This window comes from Streptomyces sp. NPDC050549, from assembly GCF_040655035.1.
Lineage (GTDB): Bacteria > Actinomycetota > Actinomycetes > Streptomycetales > Streptomycetaceae > Streptomyces.
Genome location: NZ_JBFAJD010000042.1, coordinates 26,616 through 51,524 on the forward strand (window position 1 = coordinate 26,616; position 24,909 = coordinate 51,524).

Annotated in this window: 22 protein-coding genes and 1 pseudogene; 7 read left to right on the forward strand and 16 right to left on the reverse strand. The window is 70.3% G+C overall.

The features are described 5' to 3' along the window. Positions 1-39: 39 nt before the first annotated feature. The 8 genes and pseudogenes from AB0I51_RS39730 to AB0I51_RS39765 form a co-directional block, all read right to left on the reverse strand. Positions 40-1,041 (reverse strand): proline racemase family protein, encoded by a 1,002-nt coding sequence (locus AB0I51_RS39730; protein WP_362983260.1) that lies wholly within the window; start codon positions 1,039-1,041, stop codon positions 40-42. Between the two features lie 36 nt (positions 1,042-1,077). Beyond that, positions 1,078-1,974, reverse strand: coding sequence for a dihydrodipicolinate synthase family protein (locus AB0I51_RS39735; RefSeq protein ID WP_362983261.1), 897 nt, complete (start codon positions 1,972-1,974; stop codon positions 1,078-1,080). A 31-nt stretch (positions 1,975-2,005) separates the two neighbouring features. After that, positions 2,006-3,466 carry an NAD(P)/FAD-dependent oxidoreductase gene (locus tag AB0I51_RS39740; protein ID WP_362983262.1) on the reverse strand — a complete coding sequence of 487 codons (1,461 nt, stop codon included), beginning with the start codon at positions 3,464-3,466 and terminating at the stop codon, positions 2,006-2,008. Next, complete coding sequence (locus AB0I51_RS39745; protein WP_362983263.1) at positions 3,459-3,767, reverse strand: (2Fe-2S)-binding protein; 309 nt, start codon at positions 3,765-3,767, stop codon at positions 3,459-3,461. Before AB0I51_RS39745 ends, AB0I51_RS39740 begins: the two co-directional genes overlap by 8 nt. Continuing rightward, the gene (locus tag AB0I51_RS39750) at positions 3,764-4,918 is read right to left on the reverse strand and encodes an FAD-binding oxidoreductase (protein ID WP_362983264.1); all 1,155 of its coding nucleotides are present in this window, start codon (positions 4,916-4,918) and stop codon (positions 3,764-3,766) included. Before AB0I51_RS39750 ends, AB0I51_RS39745 begins: the two co-directional genes overlap by 4 nt. A 109-nt stretch (positions 4,919-5,027) precedes the next feature. Continuing rightward, positions 5,028-5,381, reverse strand: coding sequence for a VOC family protein (locus AB0I51_RS39755; protein WP_362983265.1), 354 nt, complete (start codon positions 5,379-5,381; stop codon positions 5,028-5,030). Positions 5,382-5,429: 48 nt separating this feature from the next. Further along, a pseudogene (locus AB0I51_RS39760) lies at positions 5,430-5,594 on the reverse strand (ABC transporter permease); the annotation flags it as partial. A 197-nt stretch (positions 5,595-5,791) separates the two neighbouring features. Continuing rightward, positions 5,792-6,454, reverse strand: a complete 663-nt coding sequence (locus tag AB0I51_RS39765; protein WP_362983266.1) for a hypothetical protein — start codon at positions 6,452-6,454, stop codon at positions 5,792-5,794. Between the two features lie 223 nt (positions 6,455-6,677). Between AB0I51_RS39765 and AB0I51_RS39770 the strand changes: the two genes are divergently transcribed. After that, the gene (locus tag AB0I51_RS39770) at positions 6,678-7,334 is read left to right on the forward strand and encodes a helix-turn-helix transcriptional regulator (RefSeq protein ID WP_362983267.1); all 657 of its coding nucleotides are present in this window, start codon (positions 6,678-6,680) and stop codon (positions 7,332-7,334) included. Positions 7,335-7,367: 33 nt separating this feature from the next. Here the strand turns inward: AB0I51_RS39770 and AB0I51_RS39775 are convergent, their stop codons facing one another. After that, a complete protein-coding gene (locus AB0I51_RS39775) occupies positions 7,368-8,393 on the reverse strand; it encodes an alpha/beta hydrolase (RefSeq protein WP_362983268.1) in 1,026 nt (341 codons plus the stop codon). 218 nt (positions 8,394-8,611) lie between these two features. Here AB0I51_RS39775 and AB0I51_RS39780 point away from each other — a divergent pair, with 218 nt between their 5' ends. Further along, the gene (locus tag AB0I51_RS39780) at positions 8,612-8,839 is read left to right on the forward strand and encodes a hypothetical protein (protein WP_362983269.1); all 228 of its coding nucleotides are present in this window, start codon (positions 8,612-8,614) and stop codon (positions 8,837-8,839) included. Positions 8,840-8,860: 21 nt separating this feature from the next. Here the strand turns inward: AB0I51_RS39780 and AB0I51_RS39785 are convergent, their stop codons facing one another. Further along, a complete protein-coding gene (locus AB0I51_RS39785) occupies positions 8,861-9,541 on the reverse strand; it encodes a 4'-phosphopantetheinyl transferase superfamily protein (RefSeq protein ID WP_362983270.1) in 681 nt (226 codons plus the stop codon). Further along, on the reverse strand, positions 9,489-10,394 hold the full coding sequence (locus AB0I51_RS39790) for a metallophosphoesterase (RefSeq protein ID WP_362983271.1): 906 nt from the start codon (positions 10,392-10,394) through the stop codon (positions 9,489-9,491). Before AB0I51_RS39790 ends, AB0I51_RS39785 begins: the two co-directional genes overlap by 53 nt. Before the next feature lie 325 nt (positions 10,395-10,719). Between AB0I51_RS39790 and AB0I51_RS39795 the strand changes: the two genes are divergently transcribed. Together AB0I51_RS39795 and AB0I51_RS39800 are read left to right on the forward strand one after the other, a co-directional pair. Further along, complete coding sequence (locus AB0I51_RS39795) at positions 10,720-11,868, forward strand: ATP-grasp domain-containing protein (RefSeq protein ID WP_362983272.1); 1,149 nt, start codon at positions 10,720-10,722, stop codon at positions 11,866-11,868. Between the two features lie 155 nt (positions 11,869-12,023). Further along, entirely contained in the window at positions 12,024-13,709 is a 1,686-nt protein-coding gene (locus tag AB0I51_RS39800) for a carbohydrate binding domain-containing protein (protein ID WP_362983273.1), read from the forward strand. 3 nt (positions 13,710-13,712) lie between these two features. Here the strand turns inward: AB0I51_RS39800 and AB0I51_RS39805 are convergent, their stop codons facing one another. From AB0I51_RS39805 to AB0I51_RS39825, 5 genes are all read right to left on the reverse strand, one after another. Next, positions 13,713-14,597: a sulfotransferase gene (locus AB0I51_RS39805; RefSeq protein WP_362983274.1), complete on the reverse strand. Its 885-nt coding sequence runs from the start codon at positions 14,595-14,597 to the stop codon at positions 13,713-13,715. A 198-nt stretch (positions 14,598-14,795) separates the two neighbouring features. Continuing rightward, positions 14,796-16,046: an alpha-L-fucosidase gene (locus tag AB0I51_RS39810; protein ID WP_362983275.1), complete on the reverse strand. Its 1,251-nt coding sequence runs from the start codon at positions 16,044-16,046 to the stop codon at positions 14,796-14,798. An 86-nt stretch (positions 16,047-16,132) separates the two neighbouring features. Then, positions 16,133-19,192 carry a glycoside hydrolase family 38 C-terminal domain-containing protein gene (locus AB0I51_RS39815; RefSeq protein ID WP_362983276.1) on the reverse strand — a complete coding sequence of 1,020 codons (3,060 nt, stop codon included), beginning with the start codon at positions 19,190-19,192 and terminating at the stop codon, positions 16,133-16,135. Between the two features lie 102 nt (positions 19,193-19,294). After that, positions 19,295-20,632, reverse strand: a complete 1,338-nt coding sequence (locus AB0I51_RS39820; RefSeq protein WP_362983277.1) for a 6-phospho-beta-glucosidase — start codon at positions 20,630-20,632, stop codon at positions 19,295-19,297. Then, positions 20,629-21,393, reverse strand: coding sequence for a DeoR/GlpR family DNA-binding transcription regulator (locus tag AB0I51_RS39825; RefSeq protein WP_019069862.1), 765 nt, complete (start codon positions 21,391-21,393; stop codon positions 20,629-20,631). The genes AB0I51_RS39820 and AB0I51_RS39825 overlap by 4 nt, the downstream gene beginning before the upstream one ends. A gap of 151 nt (positions 21,394-21,544) precedes the next feature. On the opposite strand from AB0I51_RS39825, the gene AB0I51_RS39830 reads away from it, so the two are divergent. The 3 genes from AB0I51_RS39830 (at position 21,545) to AB0I51_RS39840 (ending at position 24,906) form a co-directional block, all read left to right on the forward strand. Next, positions 21,545-22,561, forward strand: a complete 1,017-nt coding sequence (locus AB0I51_RS39830) for a carbohydrate kinase family protein (protein WP_362983278.1) — start codon at positions 21,545-21,547, stop codon at positions 22,559-22,561. Between the two features lie 99 nt (positions 22,562-22,660). Next, positions 22,661-23,947: an extracellular solute-binding protein gene (locus AB0I51_RS39835; RefSeq protein ID WP_362983279.1), complete on the forward strand. Its 1,287-nt coding sequence runs from the start codon at positions 22,661-22,663 to the stop codon at positions 23,945-23,947. Then, the gene (locus AB0I51_RS39840; RefSeq protein WP_362983280.1) at positions 23,947-24,906 is read left to right on the forward strand and encodes a sugar ABC transporter permease; all 960 of its coding nucleotides are present in this window, start codon (positions 23,947-23,949) and stop codon (positions 24,904-24,906) included. The genes AB0I51_RS39835 and AB0I51_RS39840 overlap by 1 nt, the downstream gene beginning before the upstream one ends. Positions 24,907-24,909 lie beyond the last annotated feature (3 nt).

Below are 24,909 nucleotides of genomic sequence, written 5' to 3' on the forward strand. Positions count from 1 at the left end.
GTGGTGCAATGTCACGCGTGACCGGCCATTATCCCCGGGCTAGAGGATGAACCCGCCGGGGAACGGGTCGGTGGGATCGAGCGAATACTGCGCGGTGCCGGTGATCCAGGCACGACCGGTGAAGCTGGGCAGTACGGCGGGCACGCCGGCGACCTCGGTGGTGCCGAGGAGCCGCCCGGTGAACCGGGTGCCGATGAAGGACTCGTTCACGAACTCGGTGTGAAGCGGGAGTTCGCCGCGCGCGTGGAGCTGCGCCATGCGGGCGCTGGTGCCCGTGCCGCAGGGTGAGCGGTCGAACCAGCCGGGGTGGATCGCCATCGCGTGCCGCGAGTGCCGAGCGGTCGCGCCGGGCGCGTACAGGTGGACGTGATGGCAACCGCGAATGGAGGCGTCCTCGGGGTGGACGGGCTCGTCCCGGTTGTTGATCGCCTCCATGAGGGACAGGCCCGCATTGATGATGTCGTCCTTGCGAGACCGGTCGAAGGGCAGCTCGAACTGGTCCAGCGGCAGAATGGCGTAGAAGTTGCCGCCGTACGCCATGTCGTATGTCACCGTCCGCCCGTCGGCGAGTGCGATTTCTCTGTCCAGGCCGACGGAGAACGACGGGACGTTCATGAGGGTGACGTTCTTCGCCGCGCCGTTCTCGACCGCGACCTCGGCGACGACCAGGCCTGCCGGGGTGTCCAGCCGGATCGTGGTGACCGGCTCGACGACCTCGACCATGCCCGTCTCCACGAGCACGGTGGCCACGCCGATCGTGCCGTGCCCGCACATCGGCAGATAGCCGGAGACCTCGATGTAGACGACGCCCCAGTCGCAGTCGGGGCGGGTGGGCGGCTGCAGGATCGCACCGCTCATCGCGGAGTGGCCGCGCGGCTCGTTCATCAGGAACTGCCTGATGTGGTCGCGGTGTTCGCGGAAGTACAGCCGCCGCTCGTTCATCGTCGCACCGGGGACGGTACCGATGCCGCCGGTGATCACCCGGGTCGGCATGCCCTCGGTGTGCGAGTCGACGGCGTGCAGGACGAGTTTGCTGCGCATGACGCTCCTGGTGGATCGGTGCCGATGCGAGGGTACTTACGCGAGTCCGGCCGCGACCGCCCTCTCGGTGGCGGCGCGCACGACGGCCTCCTGCCCGGGCAGCAGCGGAACGCGCGGCGGGCGCACCGGGCCGCCGTACCGGCCCACGATGTCCATGGACAGCTTGATGGCCTGCACGAACTCGACCTTGGAGTCCCAGCGCAGCAGCGGGTGCAGCTGCTCGTACAGCTTCTTCGCGGTGGCCAGGTCGCCGTCGACGGCCGCGTGGTAGAGCTCGACGCTCGCGGCGGGCAGCGCGTTCGGGTAGCCGGCCACCCAGCCCTTCGCGCCCGCGAGCGCCAGTTCCAGCAGGACGTCGTCGGCGCCGATCAACAAGTCCAGTTCCGGCGCGAGTTCGGCGAGCTGGTAGGCGCGGCGGACGTCGCCGGAGAACTCCTTGACGGCGTGGATGTACCCCTCGCCGTGCAGCTTGGCGAGGAGTTCCGGCACCAGGTCGACCTTGGTGTCGATGGGGTTGTTGTACGCCACGATCGGCAGGGCCGCCTTCGCGACCTCCGCGTAGTGCGCGAGGACCGAACGCTCGTCGGCGCGGTAGGCGTTGGGCGGCAGCAGCATCACAGAGGCGCAGCCGGCGTCGCGGGCCTGCTCGGCCCAGCGGCGGGACTCGGCGGAACCGTAGGCGGCGACACCGGGCATCACCCGCGCGCCGCCGATCGCGGCAACGGCCGTCTCGACGACCTTGGCGCGCTCCTCGGGGGTGAGTACCTGGTACTCGCCGAGCGAACCGTTCGGTACGACGCCGTCGCAGCCGTTGTCGACCAGCCAGGAGCAGTGCTCGGCGAACTTGTCGTAGTCGACGGCGAGTTCGTCGGTCAGCGGGAGCGCGGTGGCGACGAGGATGCCGCGCCAGGGACGGTTCGGGGTGGTCGTCATGGAGAGTCCCCTCTCAATAGGGTGTGACATGTCATTGATGCGCGTGCTCGTCCTCGCCGGCGTGCGCCAGTACGCCGAGCGGCACGGGTCGGGCGAACGGCCGCCGGGACGGGGTGAGTTCGCACCCGGCGAGTCCCGCGACCGCGGGCCCGCACATCCGCCCCTGGCACCAGCCCATCCCGGCCCGCGTCAGCAGTTTCACGGTGCGCACGTCACCGGCGCCGAGCCCGGCCACGGCCTCGCGGATCGCACCTCCGGTGACCTCTTCGCAGCGGCACACGATCGTGTCGTCGGTGACGAGATCCGTCCAACTGGCGGGCGGCGCGTACACGGTGTCGAGGGCGGCGATGAACTTCCGCGACCGTGTACGGGACTTGGCGGCCGTCGCCCACCCGTGCGGGTCGGGTACGGCACGCGTCAGGCGGGCGGCGGCGGAGCGTCCCGCGATGTGTCCTTCGGCGAGGGCGAGGTCCGCGCCGCCGATGCCGGTGGTCTCGCCGGCCGCCCAGACACCGGGGACGTCGGTGCGCTGTTCGTCGTCGACGTGGACGTGGAGCCCTTCGAGCCGGCAGCCGAGGGTCTCGGCGAGGTCGGTGTGCGGGAGCATGCCGTGGCCGACTGCGAGGGTGTCGCAGACGAGGCGCCGTTCGGTGCCGGGGCAAACCCGCCCGTCGGTGTCGAGGGCGGCGACGGTCACCGCCTCCAGCCGCTCGTCGCCGTGCGCCTCGACGACGGTGTGCCGGGTGAGCAACTTGACGCGGTGGCGCAGGAGTTGGGCCGCGTACTGGGCGCCTTCGACGACCTTTCCGGGCTGTGCCGCGATCGCGCGGGTCCGTCGCAGGAACGCCTTGGGGGCGGCGGACTCGACGAGCGCGGCCACCTCGACTCCGGCCGCGGCGAGACCGGTCGCCACGGGGAGGAGGAGCGGGCCGGTGCCTGCGACCACTGCGGTTCGTCCCGGGACTGCGAGGGAGCCCTTGAGCATGGCCTGCGCACCGCCTGCGGTGAGGACTCCGGGGAGGGTCCAGCCGGCGAAGGGGAGGACCTTCTCGTAGCCGCCGGTGGCGAGGAGGACGGCGTCGGCGCGGACCTCGACGGGGACTTCCTGTTCGGGGCCGACAAGGGCGTGCACGGTGAAGGAGTGACGGCTGCCGCTTCTGTCGGCGGCACCATCCCCTTCATCCAACCGCCGTTCCACGAACCAGATGTGATGATCCGTCAAGTGGCTTACGCGGCCTGCCTCCACGTGACGGGCGAGCGTGTCACTGAGTCGCTGCCACGTCCTCCACCGGTGGTGCAGGGCCTGCGGGCGTGCGGCGCGCAGCTCGGCGGCGGGCTGACGGTAGAACTGGCCGCCCGCCCGCGCGGCCGAGTCGAGCAGGGTGACCCGGACGCCGTGTGCCGCGGCGGCCGCGGCGGCCGCGGCGGCCGCGGCGGCCGCGAGGCCCGCCGGGCCCGCGCCGATCACGGCGAGGTGCGGTCGCTCAGTCATCGTGGCCCGTTCCCTCCTGTGTGCGGATGGCGTCACCGGGGTGCAATGGCACCAGGCAGGCCCTCTGGTTCGGGCGGTCGTTGACGGTGACGAGGCAGTCGTAGCAGACCCCCATGCCGCAGAAGACGCCGCGCGGTGCTCCCCCGACCCGGGTGGTGCGCCAGGACGTCACGCCCGCCGACCACAGTGCGGCGGCGACGGTCTGGCCGGGGACCGCCTCGATCAGGTGGCCGTCCAGGGTGACCGTGAAGGCCGGTTCCGGGTGGGCGTCGGCGAGGTCCTGCGGGGATCCTGAGCTCACTCGCCCTCCTGGTCGGGGAAGCGGTCGGGGCGGAAGGGTGCCAGGTCGAGGTCGGGGGTCCTGCCGCCGAGCAGTTGGGCGATCAGGTGCCCGGTGCCGGTGGCGAGTCCGATGCCGGCGCCTTCGTGTCCGCAGGCGTGGACGAGGCCGGGGACCCTGGGGTCGGGACCGATGGCCGGGAGGTGGTCCGGCAGGTAGGGGCGGAAGCCGAGGTAGGAGCGCATCGCCCGCACGTCGGCCAGGAACGGGAACAGGCGGGTCGCGCCCGCCGCCAGCGCCCGCAGGACCGGCAGCGGGAACTCCCGGTCGAAACCGACGCGTTCACGGCTGGCGCCGATGAGGACGGGTCCGGCGGCCGTGCCCTCCACGACGGGTGAGGTCTGCAGGGCGGCCGAGTCGCTGGCCACGTCGGCCACGTAGTCGGCGGCGTACACCTTGTGGTGGATCAGGCGCGGGAGCGGTTCGGTGACGAGGACGAAGCCGCGGCGCGGGAGGACGGGGAGGGTGGTGCCGGCGAGGGCGGCGAGTTCGCCGCCCCAGGTGCCGGCGGCGTTGATCACGGTCGGGGCGAGGATGTCGCCCAGGGCGGTGCGGACACCGTGGACCGTTCCATCCGCGTTGCGGAGTACGGCCGTCACGGTGCGGCCGGTGAGCAGGCGGGCGCCGGAGACCCGGACGAGGTGGGCGGCGGCCAGGGCGGGCATCACCTGGCGGTCCTGGGGGTAGTGCACGCCGCCCGGGAGGTCCGGGGCGAGGCGGGGTTCGAGGTCGTACAGGGCCTCGGCGTCGACCGGTTCGGCGACGACTCCGGCGGTGCGCTGTTCCCCGGCGAAGCGCTCCAGGGCGGTGAGTCCGCTGGGCGTGGAGGCCACGACGAGGCCGCCTTTGGCCTCGTACTCGATGAACTCTCCGATTTCCTGGGCGAGTTGTTCCCACAGGCGGGCGGAGAGGAGGGCGAGGTCGAGTTCGGGGCCGGGTTCCTTGTCGGAGACGAGCAGGTTGCCCTCACCGGCGCCGGTCGTGCCGCCGGACACCGGGCCGCGATCCACGATGACGACGTCGAGGCCGGCCCGGGCCGCGTAGAGGGCGCAGGCCGCGCCCACCACTCCGGCTCCGACGACCACGACATCGCAGGTCAGTCGCTTGCTCACGTCAGTACTATGTCACATACCTCTCTGTCTGAGTATGCCCCCGCGCCAATGTCGCCGCGCGCGAGGACGGTGAGCCGGAACGGACCGGGGACAACCCACCCAGGGGTGCTTACTGGCGCCGCTGCCCGAGGATGCAGAACTCGTTGCCCTCGGGGTCCGCCAGGACGACCCACGGCTGTTCGCCCTGGCCGATGTCGACCCGCTGCGCGCCATGGGCCTCCAGACGGGCCACCTCGGCGTCCTGGTCGTCGGGCCTGAAGTCGAGGTGCAGCCGGCTCTTGGACTTCTTGCTCTCGGCGAGCCGCACGAAGTCGATCCCCGGCAGGCGGTCCGGCGCCGGACGGATCTCGAACTCGTCGTCGGAGGAGTGGACCACCACCCAGCCGAGAGCCGTGGCCCACCACTGGCCCAGGGCCGCCGGATCCTCCGCGTGCACGATTACCTGTTCCCATTCCAAGGTCATCCGCAGAGCCTAGACCGGCCGACGCCCGGAAAACAGGTGCTCAGGGCGTCAGACCCGGCTGGCCGTGGCCGTGTCGGCGGACAGCCGCTGCGCGACGTAGATCGGGACGGCCGAGAGCAGGACGAGCACCGCGGCCACCACGTTGACGACCGGCGCCTGTTGGGGCCGGGTCATGTTGTTGAAGATCCAGATCGGGAGGGTCTCGATGCCGGGTCGCCGCGTCCACCGACCCGCGCCACCTGATCGGTTCGCTCAGCAAGGGCCCGGACTTCACAGAGGCGCTCGCGGCGGGCCGGGCCGGATATGCGCGAGGGCTGCGGCTGGTGCCGTGCGACGGGGTGCCGCTGGTGCTGGTCGTCGCCGAGCGCTGACCCCGGCTCCCGCAGCGAAAGAGCGAGTCGGGGCAGTGCTCAGTCCGCCGCCGGGACCACCCTCAGGCGTCCCGCACCGCGTCCCGGCCTGCGCATCCTGGGTGGCGGGGTGCGGCGGGCCTCGCGCAGAACCAGTGTCAGACGCGTGTAGCCCATGTTCTCAAGGGTCTTGGGGGTCTCGCCGACGATCCGGCAGTCCGTGACGCCCCAGCGCGGGTCGGGGTGCAGTACGGGCCGGACCGCGCCGTCGTGCTCGACGGCCTCCTCGCCCACCGCGCGGATCCAGTGCGGCAGGCCCTGCCGGTAGGCGGCCTCCATGATCGGGTCCTGGGCGATTTCGCGGCGGATCGCCTGCAGGCCGTGGTCGTGGCCGTGGCTCTCCACCACGGAGGCGAAATGGGCCAGCATCGGCAGGCACCAGCTCGACTCGTGCTCACCGAGAACCGTGCTCGCGTCGGGATGGAAGAGCACGAACCTGAGGAAGTTGTCGCCCGGCATGGCCGTCGGATGCGGACCGACCGCGCGGAAAAGTGACTTGAACGCGCCGTTGGTCAACACCACGTCCCAGCGGTGGTCCATGACGACGGAGGGGAAGGGGACGGCCTCCAGCAGCGTGGCGTAGTCCAGCAGATACGCCTGGGCCTCGGGACTCTCGGGGGCGGGCCGCGGTGCGGACCGCTGCCCACCTGCCTGATACGCCATCGGGAGGTCACCCCTCTTGCCTATGCGGCCTTCTCGCGGCGCCCTGATCCTGCTGCCCCGACGCGAGCCGTGTCAACTATCGTGGCATTTCATGCTTGTTGACGGCTGAAATTGGCCACAGTTGTGGCGAGACCTGGATGCAAGTTCGAACGAACCGCTACCCTCCGGGATGTTCACGGCCACCGTTTGTGAGAAGCCTGTGAGAGACGTAGGAGATCTGTCGGTGTCGGATGGCTTCGAGGTACCGGGCGCGACGGCGGGTGCCGTGCTGCCCGTCGTCGTCGACCGCGTCACCGCGCTCGCCGAGCGGCTCGACGTTCCGCAGGCCGAGGTCTTCCATGTGGGCCGGCTCTCCGTGGCCTCCGGTGTCCCGGACTCCGTGGTCAGGGCCCTGCTGAGCGGCCGTCCCGCGGGCGAGCCCGATGTGCAGGCCCGGTTCCTGCAGCGCCTCGACCTGCTGCGCCGCACCAGGCTCAAGCCCAACGGGCGCAAGTACACCCAGCAGGAGATCGCCGACGGCGCGGGCATGTCGCGCCAGCAGGCGGGCGCGCTCATCAACGGCGACCGGCGTCCCACGATGGAGCACTGCGACGCGCTCCAGCGCTTCTTCCGGGTGCACGCCGGATTCCTGACGGCCGAGGACCCCGAGGCCCTCGCGGGTACCCTCCAGCGCACCGAGCAGGAGCTGTTGCAGAAGCTCGCCGACCGCGAGCGGGCGGCGGACGAGGCCGCGGGAGACCCGCTGGAGCGGCTGCTGCAGGACCACGGGGTGCGCGGAATCGCCTGGCGCGCCGCGCAGTTGCCCACCGACCAGCACCGCGACAAGGTCGCCGAGTGGCTGGACATGCTCCTGGAGAGCGTGAAGCGTCCCGAGTCGTGATCCGGGGCCGCGCGGCCGGGAATTGACGGGGTGTCAGGTGGCGCTGCGTTCGCTCGCCTCCTTCAAGTCCCGTTCCGTCGCGTCGCCCTGGGCCGTGACACCGGGCCTGCCCTCGCACAGGAGGTCGCGCCAGTGCTCACGGCTCCAGTGGGCCGGGGTGGTGGTGCCGGTGAACTCGGTGACCAGGGCGAGGAATCGGGCCGGGTCGGTGTGGAACGGGAAGTGCCCCGCCCCCTCGAAGATCTCCAGCCGACTGCCCGGCATGGCCTCGTGGGCGCCGTGGGCGTGCCGTACCGGCACCACGCTGTCGCGGTCGCCCCACAGCAGCATCGTCGGCATGCCCTCGGTCAGATAGCAGCGGTCGAGCATGGTCACCACCTGGCCGCGCCAGTCGACGACCGCGCGCAGGGTGCGGATGAAGGCGTTGCGGGCGGTCTCGTCGGGCAACGCGTCGACGAGGGTGAGGAGTTCGGGGGCGTCCTGGCCGAGGTCGGTGTCGAGGAGCCTCATCAGGCCCACGGCGAGCCCGACCTGGAGGCGCATGCCGGGCAACCGGAGCGCGGACAGGGCGAGATGGGAACCCGGAAGGGTGACGAGCCGCAGCACGGGGTTGACCTCGCGGCCCACACCGCCGGCGCTGACGAGGACGAGCCGTTCGGTGCGTTCGGGGAACTGGTAGGCGAACTGCATCGCCACTCCCCCGCCCAGCGAGTGCCCGAGCAGCGTCGCGGACTCGATGCCGAGGGTGGTGAGCAGATCGCGCACGCCGTTCGCGTAGGCGGCGACCGAGTAGTCGGCCCGTGGTTTGTCGGAGGCACCGTGGCCGAGGAGGTCGGGGGCGATCACCGTGTGGGTGCGGGCGAGGTGCGGGATCAGCTCGGCCCAGGTGGCCGAGGAGTCGCCGATGCCGTGGATGAGGACGAGCGCCGGGCCCTCGCCGGCCATGCGGAAGGCACGGCGGTATCCGTGCACGACGCGGTACTGGAGCGTGAGTTCCGCGTCGCCCACCGGGCGCAGCCGTGCGGCGCGCGCCGGGCGCCGTGCCGGGACGTCCTCCACGCACTCGCCTCCCGTTCACCTGGCCGCCCGCGGACGGCCGAAAACCCTTCCTCTCAGCGTAGGGCCGCTGTCCCACGGGGGATTTCGGGGACGTTTCGCCTCCGCTAAGCGGGCGAACCGGGGCCGGGGGAAACGGGATTGTCAGTGGCAGGCGGCAAGCTGGAGTCGTGCCACCGCCGTGCGGGGGCGCACGACGCCGATCAAGGGAGAGCCGTCCTATGCAGACCGCAGTGATGACCGACCGCGAGCGCGCCGCCGTCCAGGCCTATCTACGGCTGCTGCACACGGTCAGAGCCGCCTTCGACGGCCCCCCGGGCGACCCACGCCCGGTCCTGGTCCCGCCCTCGGTGCTGGCCGAGGCGGACCGGGCTCTGACGGACGCCGGACTCGCGGGCAACGAGGAGGCGTTCTTCGGGCTGCTGGAGATGTGGTGCCCGGAGGGATGAAGCCGGAGGGATGAAGAGGGGTCACGGGTGCGGGACCGTGATCGCCGTGGCGACCAGTCCCCGTCGTACGGTCCAGCGGCCCTCGAAGGTGTCGAGGCGCTCGCCGCCGACCACCGGGCCGGGGACGAGGAGACGGGCGCGCAGGCCGCCGCGCGGTTCGTCGCCGGGGTCGGCGAGGAGTTCGATGTCGGCCTCCGAGAAGTCCAGCCACTTTCCGGTGAGGGGGAACCAGGCCTTGTAGACGGACTCCTTGGCGCTGAACAGGAGCCGGTCCCAGTGGACGGCGGGCAGTCGGGCCGCGAGCCGCGTCAGCCGTTCCTGTTCGGCGGGCAGGGCGACGGAGAGGAGGACGCCGTCGGGAAGCGGTGCATGGGGTTCGGCGTCGATGCCGAGCGAGGCGAGGTCGGTGGCGCGGGCCAGCGCGGCGGCGCAGTAGCCGTCGCAGTGGGTCATGCTGCCGATGAGTCCGGCGGGCCAGGCCGGCGCGCCGTGGGCACCGGGCAGGATCGCCTGCGGGGGCACGCCCAGCTTCTCCATGGCGCGCCGGGCGCAGGCCCGTACGGCGGTGAACTCGCGCCGCCGCTTGGGCACCGCACGGGCCACGCGGGCCTCTTCCCCGGGGTACAGCGGGGCGTCCTGGAAGCCCTCGTCACCGTGTGTCTCCACGGTCACCACGGACTCCGGGAGCAGCTCCTCGATCACCGGCTCGGACCTCCATCGGCAGGATGCGGCGCAGTCGTCCCGGGGGTTCCGGGCGCTTCTGCCACTCGCGGGGGTATCCCACGGACACCTCTTCGAAGCGGACTCCCTCGTGGTGGGTGGTCCGCGGGATGTGGAGATGGCCGTAGACCATGGTGTCCACGCGGAATCTGCGGTGCCAGTCGGCGGTCAGGGTGGTGCCGCACCACATGGCGAACTCGGGGTACCACAGGACTTCGGTGGGGTGCCGGTCCAGGGGGTAGTGGTTGATCAGGACCGTGGGCAGGGTGTCGGGGATCTCGGTGAGCCTGCGTTCGGTCTCGGCGACCCGGGCCCGGCACCAGGCCTCGCGGCTGGGGTAGGGGTCGGGGTGCAGCAGGAACTCGTCGTTGCAGACGATGCCGGTGCCGTGCGCGTACGTCAGTCCCTCGTCCTTGGTGGCGCAGCCGGCCGGCAGGAACGAGTAGTCGTAGAGGAGGAAGAGCGGGGCCACGACGACCGGGCCGCCGGGGCCGTCCCACACGGGGTAGGGGTCCTCGGGGGTGAGGACGCCGAGTTCCCGGCACAGGGCGACGAGATGTTCGTAGCGGGCGACGCCGCGCAGGGTGACGGGGTCCTTGGGGTGGGTCCACAGTTCGTGGTTCCCGGGGGACCACAGGACCTTGCGGAAGCGGCCGGCGAGGAGTTCGAGGACCCAGCGGATGTCGGCCACGGTCTCGGCGATGTCACCGGCCACGATCAGCCAGTCCTCGTCCGTCCGGGGGCGCATGTCCTCGACCAGGGCGCGGTTCTCGGCGTACCCGATGTGCAGGTCACTGATGGCCAGCAGCTGTCCGGCACCGGCCGTCGGCTCCACCCCTCGCCCCCTCCGCCTCCACGCGCACGAATGAGGCCACGAGATCACATCCCGCCGTTGCACGACAAGACGGCGGGCGGGACGGCCGGGGGCCGGACGAGGCGGGCGGGACGGCCCGACGGCGGGAGTTCATGTGCCGGGTGGGCAGGATCGGGAAATCCGTAACACGGGCGTTGCACGCGGCACCCCTTGAAAGCCGTATGATCGCCCCAACACCACCGCCACGAACGCCTCTTCGCCGAGGGCGGTTTGGTGTCCCTCCAACCACCCTGGCCGGGCACGGCCTCGCTCCGCCGTGCCCGCGAACCCGAAAGGACGGCCCTGCATGGTCTCTCGCGTACGCGTCTGGCTCAACCGCACGTACGCGGAGAACGTGTTCTTCATGGATCAGCTGCGGAGAAATCCCAGCGATCGGGCCGTCGAGATCCATGCCACGCACGGCGACGCGGACTCCCCCGTACTGGCCGCCGCCGACACCGCCGACCTGGAGCCCGAGGGCCTGTCCCCGGCCGGATACGTCGAGTACGCGCTCGACCAGTGCGCCCGCCGCGGCATCGACGTGTTCGTGCCCCGGCTGCACCAGTCGGGGATCGTGGCGCACCGCGCGGACTTCGAGGCGGTGGGCACGGCACTGCTGGCGCCGACCCCCGAGGCCGTCGCCGTCTTCCACGACAAGGTGATCGCCTACGAGGCGGTCCAGGCGATCGGCGTGCCCGTGCCGCCGTGGTGGCGGGTCCGCACGGCACCCGAACTCGTCGCGGCTGTCGAGGAGTTGGAGGCGGCCGGGCACAAGGCGTGCTTCAAGCCGGCGTCCGGTGCGGGCGGGGTGGGCTTCCGCGTGATCACGCGCGCCCCCTTCTCGCTCATGCACCTCAACGGATTCCCGACCCCCTACGTCCCGCTCGACACGGTCGTCGAGGCGCTGGAGCAGGCCGACGAGCAGGTCGACTGGCTGGTCATGCCGCGCCTGGAGGAGCCGGAGGTGTCGGTGGACTGCCTGACCGGTCCCGACAACCTGCTCCGGCTCGCGGTGGGCCGCACGAAGAACGGCCGCCGGCGCGGTTTCACCCTGCACGAGCAGTGGCTGGAGCCGGCCCGCCGGATCGCGGAGGGCTTCGGACTGCACTACCTCTCCAACATCCAGTTCCGGATGTTCGGCGACAAGCCGGTGTTGATGGACGTCAACACCCGGCCCGCGGGCGGCCTGCACCAGCTGTCGCTGTGCGGGGTCAACGCCCCTTGGGCGGCAGTGCAGTTGGCGCTCGGCGAGGACCCGGGCACGATGGAGCCGCCGTTCCTGGGCGCGGACTACGCGGTGGTCTCGGGCCCCCGTCAGCTGCGTCCCGTGACGCTCCCGCACCAGCGCGCGGAGGAGTCGGAGCCCCTGCTCCCGACGGTGCCGGCGCAGACCGGGGCGGAGCCGGAGACCACCCGCGCACCGGAGCTCGACAGCCGGGCGGCGGCCCGCGCGTAGCCCTCCGCGGTCTCCCCTTCCTCACTCCGCACCACAACTTCATACCGGTCTGGACCAATCATGGAGCAGCGTCTTGACACCATGATTGGTCCAGACCACATTGGTTGCGCACCTTCCTGCACTCCCGAACACCCCCATTCCTTCAGGGAGATCGCGTGCGCGACACACTCAGACGTTCCAGACGTCGCCTCCTCGCTCTGCTCGGTACCGCAGCCCTGGCCATGGCCGGCGCCATCGCGCTGCCCGGTACCGCGCAGGCGGCCAACGTCCTGACCAACCCCGGCTTCGAGTCGGGTTCCCTGTCCCCCTGGTCCTGCACCGGAAACCTCGGCTCGGTGGTCTCCTCACCGGTGCACGGCGGCTCCAAGGCCCTTGCGGGCGCGGTGAGTTCGAGCGACACCGCACAGTGCTCCCAGACGGTCGCCGTGCAACCGAACACGGCGTACTCGCTCAGCGGCTGGGTGCGCGGCAGTTATGTCTATCTCGGTGTCGACGGCGGTTCCTCGACGTGGACTTCGTCCCCGTCGGCGTACGCCCAGTTGACGACGTCGTTCACGACCGGCGCCTCGCAGACCAGCGCCACCATCTACGTCCACGGCTGGTACGCGCAGGGCACCTACTACGCGGACGACATCAGCCTCGACGGCCCGGGCGGCGGTGGCGGTGGCGACACCCAGGCGCCGACCGCGCCGACCGGACTGACCTCCACGGGCAAGACGTCCTCCAGCGTGTCCCTGTCGTGGGGCGCCTCGACGGACAACGTGGGCGTCACGGCGTACGACATCTACAGCGGTGCGAACCAGGTCCTCAGCGTCTCCGGTACGAGCGCCACGGTCAGCGGGCTCTCCTCCAGCACCGCCTACACGTTCACCGTGAAGGCGCGGGACGCGGCCGGGAACACCTCGGCGGCCTCCAGCGCGGCGAGCGTCACCACGAGTGCCGGCACCGGCGGCGGCACCGGGTTCACGCAGGCCGCGCCCTACCTGTACGAGGGCTGGGGCGATCCGCCGAGCCCGAGCACGGTGATGAGCGCGACCGGCATCAAGTGGTTCACGATGGCGTTCGTTCTGGACTCCGGCGGCTGCACCCCCGCCTGGGACGGCAGCCGGGCCCTGACCGGTGGCGTCGACCAGACCGCCGTCAACCAGATCCGCGCGGCGGGCGGCGACATCGTGCCGTCGTTCGGCGGCTGGCAGGGCAGCAAGCTCGGCGCCAACTGCTCCTCCGCGAGCGCGCTCGCCGGGGCGCTGCAGAAGGTGATCGACGCCTACGGCCTCAAGGCGATCGACATGGACATCGAGAACACGGACGAGTTCGAGAACGAGGCCGTCCAGGCGAAGATCCTGACCGCGCTGAAGACCGTCAAGGCCAACAACCCCGGTCTGAGGACGATCGTCACCTTCGGCACCTCGACCACCGGCCCGACGTACTACGGCAACCGGCTGATCGAGCAGGCGCAGTCGCTCAACGCCAACATCGACGTCTTCACCATCATGCCGTTCGACTTCGGCGGCGGCGCAGACATGTACGGCAACACCGTCGCGGCGGCCGAGGGCCTGAAGACCAAGCTGAAGTCCACCTTCGGGTGGGACGACGCCACGGCCTACTCGCACATCGGCATCTCGGGCATGAACGGTCTGTCGGACCAGTCGGAGACCACGACGCCCGCCATCTGGACACAGATCCGTGACTGGTCGAACTCGCACCACATCGCACGGCTCGCGTTCTGGTCGGTCAACCGTGACCGCGGGTGCGCCGGTGGCGGAGTGGTGAGCAACTGCTCCGGCATCAGCCAGAACACCTGGCAGTTCACGTCCATCACGGCCGGTTTCACCGGCTGAGCGTCAGCGTGGGGGTGCCCCGTCGGGGTATCCCCACGCCCGCGCCAACTCCGTAAGTCTGGGCGGGAGTTCGGTGGCCGGATCGGCGGTTCGGGCGGGCTGGACCCGGCCCGACTTGAGGGTGCTGCTCCAGTCCCCCAGCTGCGGCCGGTAGACGCCGTGGTCCTTGCTGCCGTAGTCGAGCATGCCGCTCTCCCAGGGGACACCGAGGTACTCGCACAGGCCGCGGGTCGCCTTCTCCGGTTCGGCGGTGAGGTCCTCGTACGTCATCACATGGGCGTCGAGATGCTGCCGGGCCTCCTCCAACTTCTCGGCGTAGCCGAGGACTTCGGCACGGATCGCCTCGTGGTCGGGGTCGTCCCGGCGGGCGGTGAGCGAGGCGACGACGGCGCCGGGGTGGCGCAGCAGCAGGATGTAGCGGGCGTGCGGCCAACATCGGTGCAGGCGGGGCCAGATGAGGGTGTTGGGCGGGGTCTTGTCGACGATGACGTCCTTGCCGCTGCGCTGCAGTTCGAGGTGGAGCACCCGGTCCCACAGGACGTGTTCCAGCTCCTCCTTGTCGAGTGCGAGCGCCCGCATGGCGTCGTCGGTGAACTCGCGGGATAGATGGACGTGCAGGGTGCGCAGATGCATCTCGTGCGGGGCGCGGATCCGGCTGTGACTGTTCATCAGCACCCGCAGCAGCGTGGAACCGGAGCGCACGGAGGACAGCACGAACACCGGCGAGTCCACCAGGCGCGGGGCGCGCGGCGCGGTGTAGCCGTCGGCGGCCGGCCGGGGCGCGGGCATCGCGTCGAGGGGGCGGCGCGGCGGGCTGACCGCCTGGGCCATCAGCCTCCCCCGCCGCCGCAGCCCCTTGCCGATCGCGGACATCCGCGGGTCTCGCATGCTGACACCTTTCGCTCGCCGTTCCCCCGGGATCCCAGAGGGGGCAGGCGAACTCCAGGTGTCACGGAGTCGAACGGCACGGGCCAAAACCGGCCGGAAAGCGCCGCCGACCTGCCCACTTACCGTTTCCTTAATTCTTGATGGGAACTGGTCCAAGTCTTGATGGGCGCTGGTCCGCGCTTCGGGACGCCAACGTTCTCAGAAGCGGCCCGAGCCCCGGTACAGCTCCAGTTCCCCGTCGAGTTCCACGGCGAGCACGGTGGCGTGCGGGTCGAGGTCGGCCGCGGCGGGCGGGTCGATCCACAGCACGCCGACCGCCTCGTGCAGCCCTCCGATCACGCGGTGGGCGAGTTCGGTGCCGGTGCCGAGCACGGTGACCCTGCGGACCGGGGTGACCAGTCCCCGGACACCGATCTCGGCGCGTGGGACGTCGAACAGGGTGAGATAGAGGGTGCGGCCGTCGGCGGAGAGGGTGCTCGGCCCGTAGTGGTGACCGGCCGGGAGGCCGCGGACCGTGCCGTACACGGCGTCGGAGTGCTTGCGGATCCACTCCCCCAGGCCTTCGAGGCGCTCGACCTGCGGCTGCGGGATCGTGCCGTCCTCCATCGGGCCGACGTCGAGGAGGAGGTTGCCGCCCCCGCCGATCGTCTCCGTGAAGTAACGGACCAGCTGGCTCAGCGACTTGTGGTTGTCGTCGTGCTGTCGGTAGCCCCACGAGTCGTTGATGGTGAGGCACAACTCCCAGGGCCCGTCCGGTGGTTCGATGGGGGCGCCCTGCTCGGGTGTCGCGTAGTCGCCCTCGCTGAGCATGCGGGCGTTGAAGACGACGTGCGGTGAGTACGAGCGGATCAGCGCGGCGAGTTCCCTGATGCGCCACTGCTCCTCGCTGCGGTCCCACTCGCCGTCGAACCACATCAGATCGGGCCGGTACCGGGAGGCCAACTCCCGTATCTGGCCGTCCCGGTAGGCGATGAACCGCTCCCAGGCCACCAGATCCTCGTCCTCGGCCGAGCACTCGGAGTACCGGTTGTCCTCCTGCTCCGGCGGGCGGCCCGGTTTGCGGGTGGTCGCGTAGTCGGGGTGGTTCCAGTCGGAGTGCGAGTAGTAGAGGCCGACCTTGAGACCCTGCTCGCGGAGTGCGTCGGCGTAGCCGGTCAGGTAGTCCTTGCCGAGGTTGAGATCGCCGAACTCGGTGTCCCACAGGGCCACTCCGTCGTGGTGACGGCTGGTGAGAACGGCGTACCCGGCGCCGGCGCGGGCGAACAGGTCGGCCCAGGCGCGCGGGTCGTACTTCGCGCCGGTGAACCGGCCGAGCTGGGACATGTACCGGTCGTGCGGCACGATGTCGTCGTAGAACGACCAGGACTCCTGGACGCCGTCGACGGCGTAGATCCCCCAGTGGACGAAGATCCCCAACTTGGCGTCGGTGAACCACGGTTGCATGGGCACGGCTGAGCTCCCGTTACGTACAAGGTCAGTTGGGGATGCCGGAGGGCGGGCCCGGCGTGCGACGACCGGGCCCGCCCTCCGGGGTTCTACTGGCCCGCGTCCGCCCGCTTCAGACGGAGCGTCAGAATCTGGAAGGGCCGCAGGGCGACGGCGACCGAGCCGCCGTCGAAGGAGACCTCCTCCTCCAGCGGGCGCTCCAGCAGGTCGGTGATCCGGGCGTCGGCGATCGGGAAGCCCGTGCGCAGTGCGCCCTCGGCGCGACCGCCGTTCGACTCGTAGAGCCGGACCACGACGTCGCCGGACTTGTCGTCGGCGAGCTTGACCGCCTCGACGGTGATGCCGTCGCCGTCGACGGAGACGACCGGCTGCGGGGCGCCGCCCGAATCGGCCACCCGCAGCGGGAGGTTGACGGCGTAGCCCTCGGCGACCGCGTCCTCGATGCTGGCGCCGGGCAGCAGCGAGTAGACGAAGCGGTGCCTGCCCTGGTCGGCGCCCGGGTCCGGGATGCGCGGGGCGCGCACCAGGCTCAGGCGGACCGTGGTCGTCGTACCGCCGTCCTCGCGGACGGTGCGGGAGACGTCGTGGCCGTACGTCGAGTCGTTGATGACGGCGACGCCGTAGCCGGGCTCGGCGAGGTGCACCCAGCGGTGGCCGGAGACCTCGAAACGGGCCGCCTCCCAGCTGGTGTTGGTGTGGGTGGGCCGCTGGATGTGGCCGAACTGGATCTCGGCGGAGGAGTGCGCCGCCCGGATGTCGACCGGGAAGCCGGCCTTGAGGAACTTCTCGGCCTCGTGCCAGTCGATGTCGGTCTCGAAGTCGATGCGTGCGCTGCCCGCGCGGACGGTGATCGTCTGCACGATCTTCGAGCCCTTGCCGAAGGACCGTTCCACGCGGATCGCGCCGAGCAGCGGGTCCTGCTCGACGACCGTGATGGAGTCGGCGTCCAGGAGGTCGGTGAAGCGGTTCTTGTAGTGCTTGTCGACGTCCCAGGCGTCCCAGTAGTTCGGGAGGTCGGTGTGCAGGCGCAGCAGGTTGCCCTGGTCGGCGAGGACTTCACGACCGCCGTGGCGCAGGTCGCGCACGGAGGCGAGGGTGCCGTCGTCGGCGAGTTCGACGCGGACGATGCCGTTGTCGAGGACGCGGTCGGTGACCGTGACCGCCTGCGGGACGTACTCGGCGGACAGCGGGGCGCTGCCGTTCGCCGGGACCGTCGCGTACATCGGCACACCGGTCGCGGTGCGGATGACCTCGGCGCGGTCGTAGGGGCTGGTGTTGAAGACGGTGGTGCCGCCGCCGCCCAGCGCGGCCACGGCCGCCGTCGTCAGCTCCTCCAACTCCGTTGCCACGCGCGCGTATTCGGCCTCGGCCTCGCGGTGCACCCAGGCGATCGAAGAGCCCGGCAGGATGTCGTGGAACTGGTGCAGCAGCACCGTCTTCCACAGCCGGTCGAGCTTCTCGTACGGGTAGGCGTAGCCCGGGGCGTGCAGCGCGGCCGTGGTCGCCCACAACTCGGCCTCGCGCAGCCTGTGTTCGCTGCGCCGGTTACCCTGCTTGGTGCGGGCCTGGGAGGTGTAGGTGGCGCGGTGGAGTTCGAGGTAGAGCTCGCCGACCCAGACCGGGGCGTCGGGGTACTCGGCGCGGGCCTTGGCGAAGAACTCGTCCGGGTGCTCGACGACGACCTTCGGCGAGCCCTCCAAGTCGGCCAGCCTGCGCGCCCGTTCCATGATCTCGCGGGTGGGGCCGCCACCGCCGTCGCCCCAGCCGAACGGGGCCAGCGAGCGGGTGGCGCTGCCCTTCTCCTGGTAGTTGCGGACCGCGCGGGACATCTCCTCGCCGCTGAAGCGGGCGTTGTAGGTGTCGACCGGCGGGAAGTGGGTGAAGATGCGGGTGCCGTCGATGCCCTCCCACCAGAAGGTGTGGTGGGGGAACTTGTTGGTCTGGTTCCAGGAGATCTTCTGGGTGAGGAACCACTCGTTGCCGGCGAGCTTGGCCAGTTGCGGGTAGGCCGCGTTGTAGCCGAAGGAGTCCGGCAGCCAGACGCCCTTGGTCTCGACGCCGAAGTGCTCGATGAAGAACCGCTTGCCGTGGATGAGTTGGCGGGCGATGGCCTCGCCGCCGGGCAGGTTGCCGTCGGACTCGACCCACATGCCGCCGACCGGCGCCCACTGGCCGCGTTTGACGGACTCCTGGATACGGGCCCACACCTGCGGATAGTTGTCGCGCACCCACTCGTACTGCTGGGCCTGCGAGCAGGCGAAGATGAAGTCCTCGTACTCGTCGGCGAGCGAGGTCACGTTCGAGAAGGTGCGGGACGTCTTGCGCTTGGTCTCGCGGATCGGCCACAGCCATGCCGAGTCGATGTGGGCATGTCCGACGCCGGAGACGATGTGCGCGCTGGCGTTGGCGGGCTTGGACAGCACCGGCTTGAGCGCGGCGCGTACGTCGGCGGCCGTACCGGAGACGTCGTCGAGGTCGAGGAGGTCCATGGCCCGGTCGAGGGCGTGCATGATCTCGTGCCGACGGGGGTCGTGCTCGCCGAGTTCCAGCATCAGTTCGCGCAGCACCTGGACGTCGAGGTCGAGGTGGAAGACCTCCTCGTCGAGGACGGCGAGGTCGGCGCGGCGGAATGTATACAGTGGACGGTCGCCCGCCGTCAGCACATCGCCGAGCGGCGTCGGCTCGGCGAAGTTGTTGGCGAGGATGTCGGGGTTGGAGGCCGCCTCGACCAGGTAGTCGATCTCCTCGCCGCCGGTCGCCGGATTGGCGATCGCCACGTACTGGTTGAGCGGGTTGACCGCCTTCAGCGGTGTCCCGTCCACGAGGTGGACCAGCGCCTCGGCCTGGTTGCCCGGCCAGTCGCCCGTGAAGCCGAGGTCGATGACGGCCTCGACGCGCTTCCCGGCCCACTCCGCGGGCACCTGTCCACGCATCCGGAACCAGGTGGTGCCCCAGGGCGGACCCCACGGGGTGTCCATCGCGAACGGCTTGTACGGCGCCGCCGCGGCCTCCTCGAAGGAGACCGGCTCGCCGGGGGCCTGCCAGGCCTCGACCGTGAAGGGCGCGGTGGCCGCGTAGATCGCGGGCTTGATCCGCTGGTCATGGGCGCGCTGGACGCGCTCCTCGATCCGGCTGCGTTCGTCGTGCATGGGAGGTCTCCAGGGAACCAGGGAGCTGAGCTGCTGAGTACGTGGGGAGCTGTCGAGGACTCGCTGCCGAGCACTCGGGGAAAGCGCTTACTGGGGCGGTGCCTACTTAAGGTACGCCAGACCCGGGTGGACCTCGGTGTAGCCCTCCACCAGACGGCGTGCGACGTTCACGGAGTCGACCAGCGGGTGCAGCGCGAAGGCCTTCACCGCCGTCGTGCGGGAGCCGTTCTCGGCCGCCGCGAGGACCTCGCGCTCGACACCCTTCACCGCGCAGACCAGGCCGGTGGCGTGGTCGGGCAGCGGGTCGACGGCGACGGGGTGGGCGCCGTTGGCGTCGACCAGGCACGGCACCTCGATGACGGCGTCCGAGTCGAGGACGGACAGCGCGCCCTGGTTGCGGACGTTGAGGATCAGGGTGGCGCGCTCGTCGCGGGCGATGGCCCGCATCAGGGCGAGGGCGACCTTCTCGTAGCCGCCGGAGAGGTCGTCGGCGTCGCGTTCACCGGCGCCGGCCGTCTCCCGGTTCTCCGACATGTAGGTCGCCTCGCGCTCGGCACGGGTGCGGTCCCAGGCGGTCAGCGCGGACGCGTCGGGGTGCTTCATCTCGTCGTAGAACTGGGCCTGTTGGTCACGCAGGAACGCGCCGCGGGTCCGCTCGGCCTCGCTGTAGGCGCGGACGGTCTCACGGTTGAAGTAGTAGTAGTGCAGGTACTCGTTCGGGATGGCGCCGAGCGACTGGAGCCAGTCGGTGCCGAAGAGCTTGCCCTCCTCGAAGGAGCCGAGCAGGTCGGGGTCGGCGAGCAGGCGCGGGAGTTCGTCGCGGCCGGCGACGCGCAGGCCGCGTACCCAGCCGAGGTGGTTGAGGCCGACGTAGTCGATGAAGGCCTCGCGAGGATTGGCGCCGAGCACCTTGGCGATACGGCGGCCGAGGCCGACCGGTGAGTCGCAGATGCCGATGACGCGGTCGCCCAGGTGGCGGGACATGGCCTCGGTGACCAGGCCCGCGGGGTTGGTGAAGTTGATGACCCAGGCGTCGGGGGCGAGGCGGGACACGCGCTGGGCGATGTCGACGGCAACCGGGACGGTTCGCAGACCATAGGCAATACCGCCGGCGCCGACCGTCTCCTGGCCGAGGACACCTTCCGCCAGTGCCACCCGCTCGTCGTTCGCGCGGCCCTCCAGGCCGCCGACGCGGATCGCGGAGAAGATGAAGTCGGCTCCGCGCAGGGCCTCGTCGAGGTCGGTGGTGGCGGTGACCTCGGGGGCGTCGGGGACGGTGGCGGCCTGTTCGGCCAGTACACGGGCGACCGCATACAGTCGACTGTCGTCGAGGTCGTGCAGCACCACTTCGGTGACCCGGCCCTCGCCGCGGTCCGTCAGCAGTGCCCCGTACACGAGCGGCACGCGGAATCCGCCGCCGCCCAGAATCGTCAGCTTCACGCTTTCACCTTTCCTGCCACGACGACCTCGACGCCCGCTTCCTCCAGGGAGGAGCGGGTCGCCGGATCGACCGGGGCGTTCGTCACGACCGCGTCGAGGTCCTCGGGACCGCACACCTTCGCCATGCCCGTACCCGGGAACTTCTGCGCGTCGGCGAGCAGGACGACCTTTTCGCCGGCCTTGATCATGGCTCGTTTGACCGGCACCTCAACGACCGTCGTGTCCATGACCTGCCCGCCGGGCCGCACGCCGCTGGTGCCGAGGAAGAGCCAGTCGGCGTGCAGCTGGCGCAGGTTGTCCTCGGTGAGGAAGCCCACCAGGGAGCGGTACTCGCGCCGGACCATGCCGCCGAGCAGCACCAGTTCGATGCCCTCGTCGTCGGCCAGCTCCTCGTAGACGACCAGGTTGCTGGTGATCACGGTGAGCCGGCGGCCGTGCAGCTGCCGGGCCAGCCGGTAGGCGGTGGTGCCGATGTCGAGGAGGACCGACTGGCCGTCGGCCACCATGGCGGCGGCGCGCGCGGCTATCGCGTCCTTCTCGGCCACCCGTACCTCGGCGACCTCGGCGAAGGGCTGATCCCCCTCGTCGGCCACGGCACCGCCGTGGACCCGGGTGAGCAGTCCGTCCTCCTCCAGTTTGAGCAGGTCACGCCTGATCGTGGCGGGGCTCACACCCAGCTGCTCGGAGAGATCGGTCACGGCCGCGGGGCCCCCGGAGCGCAGGGCCCGCAGGATGAGTTGATGTCGTCGTTCTGCCAGCACCTCGCGAACACTACTCGTCATCTTCAATCATTTCTATGCTCAGTTCTGCTTGGGTATTGACCAATCTCGTCGAGCAGCGCACGATTCCGGTCACCGAAATGAAGAGTTTTGACGAACTCTCCAGACGACCTGCCGACGAGAGGATGCGCGCGTGGACGACCCCCGGCCCGATGTACTGCTGACCGGGCTGCTCTTCTACGACCTCGTCCTCACGGGTCTGGGGCAGCCGCCGACGCCGGGCGAGGAGATCTGGACGTCCGGCATGGGCTGCGGCCCCGGCGGCATCGCGAACCTCGCGGTCGCCGCGTCCCGCTTCGGCCTGCGGACCTCCCTGGCCACGGTCTTCGGCGACGACTTCTACGGCGCGTACTGCCACGAGATCCTCGCCGGCCAGGAGGGCGTCGACCTCTCCCTGTCCCGCACCGCGAACGGCTGGCACACCCCCGTCACCGTCTCGCTCGCCCACGGCGACGACCGGGCACTGGTCACCCACGGCCAGGAACCGCCGTACTCGCAGGACGTGCTGATGGGCGACCCGCCCGAGGCGCGGACGGCGCTGGTGCACATCGAGGCCGAGCCGCGCGCCTGGCTCGCCAAGGCCTCCGCGAACGGCACGCAGATCTACGCCGACGTCGGCTGGGACCCCACCCAACAGTGGTCCACGGACCTCCTGGAGCAGCTCACCCTGTGCCACGCCTTCCTCCCGAACGAGGCCGAGGCGATGGCGTACACCCGCACCGACAGCGCGGTCGCGGCGCTCGGCACGCTCACCGAACTGGTGCCGGTCGCGGTGATCACGCGGGGCGGCGACGGGGCGATCGCCGTCGACCAGACGACCGGCGAGTACGCGGAGGTCCCGGCCCTGACCGTGGACGTCCTGGACGCGACGGGCGCCGGTGACGTGTTCGGCGCGAGCTTCGTCGCGGCCTCGCTCGGCGGCTGGCCGCTGGAGGAACGGCTGCGGTTCGCGGTACTCGCGGCCGGGCTGTCCGTCCAGCACCCCAGCGGCGCACTGGCGGCGCCGGGCTGGTACGGCGTCGACCGTTGGCTGCATACAGTCCGCGATCCCGAACTGCGGCGTGCATACGGCTTCCTCGTCGACCGCATCCCGGCCGACCCCGGCCCGCCCGTCGCCTACGCGCCCGTCACTCCCCCCGCACGGCAGTAACCCCCCACCACCTGGCAAGTCCCCTGCAAGTCCCCCCACTTCAGCCCCTCGTATGCACGACCCGAACAGATCGAACAGATCCGAAAGGCGGTGGGAGCTGTGCGGCTCTCACGAAGAGGCCTGCTCCGTGCGGGCCTGGCCGGTACGGCCGCCACGGCGCTCGGCGGCCTGGCGTCCGGCTGCGCCGTACCGACCGGTTCCACCGGCCGGAACATGGTCCTGTGGTACTGGGACGGCGGCCTCGGCGACACGGTCGTCAAGAACGCCAAGGCGCGTTACGACAGTACGGTCGACCTCCAGGCGATCAAGATCGGCGGCTACTACCGGTCGAAACTGATCACCACGATGGCCGGCCGGGCCCACATCCCCGACATCGCCGGCCTCAAGGGCGAGGACATGGCGTCCTATCTGCCCAACGCCGACCAGTTCGTGGACCTCAGGACACTCGGCGCGGACAAGTACAAGAGCCAGTACCTGACCTGGAAGTGGGAGCAGGGCATCGCCGACGACGGCACGATGGTCGGCTTCCCCATCGACTGCGGTCCGGTGGCGCACTTCTACCAGTACGCCGTGTTCCGGAAGGCGGGTCTGCCGTACGAACCGGCCGACGTGTCAACGGAGTTGAACACCTGGGAGAAGTTCTTCGCCGCGGGCGAGCAGCTCCGGAAGCGGATCCCCGGGAGCTCGCTGGTCACCGACGTCAACAGCATCTTCGAGAACGCGGTGAACCAGGGCTCCAAGCGGTACGTCGACAAGGACCGTCACTTCATCGGCGACCAGGAGCATGTGCGCCGGGCCTGGGCGCTCGCGGTGGAGGCCAAGCAGCGCAAGATCGTCTCCAATCTGGTGAGCGGTACGCCGGACCAGCTCTCGGCCGTGGAGGACGGCAAGCTGCCCAGCCAGCTGGGCGCCTCCTGGGCCACCAGTGACCTCAAGACCGGTGTGCCGAAGACCAAGGGCAGGTGGCGGGTGGCCGACATGCCGGTGCGGCCGGCCAACAACGGCGGCTCGTTCCTGTCGATCACCAAGACGTGCCGCGAGCCCGAAGAGGCCTTCCGGATCATCACCTGGATGATGAACGCGGCCAACCAGGCCCAGGGCTTCGTCGACGCGGGACTGTTCCCGTCCACCCCCGCCTCGTACGGCCTCAAGACGCTGCGTGCGCCGGACCCGTTCTTCGGCGGGCAGGACACGATGGACATCTTCGGGCCCGCCGCGCAGAAGATCACGGTCGCCTACAACAGCCCGTTCGACATCGCGCTCGGGCAGCCCCTCAAGGACGAGATCAAGAACGTCGGTGTCCTCGGCAAGGACCCCAAGAAGGCCTGGAGTGACGCCATGAGCAAGTGCCGGCGCATCGCGGACCACCTGGGGGTGAGCTACTGATGGCCACCGCACTGGACAAGCCTCCGACCGCCGTGGGCAGTTCGACCGCCTCCGCGCGGCCGAAGAGCGGCTTCCGCAAGTACTGGCATCTGTATGCCGCGATCTCCCCGTTCTATCTGCTGTTCCTCTGCTTCGGGCTGATCCCCGTCGGCTTCTCGCTCTATCTGTCCTTCCACCGCTGGGACGGCCTCGGCTCCATGGAGTGGGCGGGCCTGTCGCAGTACAAGTACTTGCTGGCGGACAGCGACTTCTGGAACTCGATCGGCAACACGCTGATCATCTGGGCGCTGGCCACCTTCCCCATGATCTTCCTCGCTATGGTCACGGCCGTGATGCTCAACTCGGCGGTCCGCTTCAAGAACGTGTACCGCTTCGCCTACTTCCTCCCGAACGTCACCTCGGTGGTGGCGATCGCGATCGTCTTCGGCTCGGTGTTCTCCACCAACTTCGGCCTGGTGAACGCCCTGTTGCAGGCGGTGGGCATCGACCAGATCGCCTGGCTGAACACCCCGTGGGGCATCAAGATCGCCATCGCGACGCTGATGACCTGGCAGTGGACCGGCTACAACGCGATCATCTTCCTCGCCGGTCTGCAGACCATCCCGAGCGAACTGTACGAAGCGGCGAGGATGGACGGCGCCGGACCGGTGCAGACCTTCTTCCGGATCACGCTGCCGATGCTGCGCCCGGTGCTGCTGTTCGTGCTGGTCATCTCCACGGTCACCGGTCTGCAGAGCTTCTCCGAACCACAGGTGCTGCTGCAGAACACCTCCAACGACTCGACGTTCGCGGGCGGTCCGGGCCACTCCGGCCAGACGATGGTCCTGTACTTCTTCCAACAGACCTTCGACAACAACGACTTCGGTTACGGCGCCGCCGTGGCCTGGGGCATCTTCCTCGTCGTCATCATCTTCTCCATCGTCAACTGGCGCCTGGTGCAGCGCCGGGGCGAAGACTAGGGA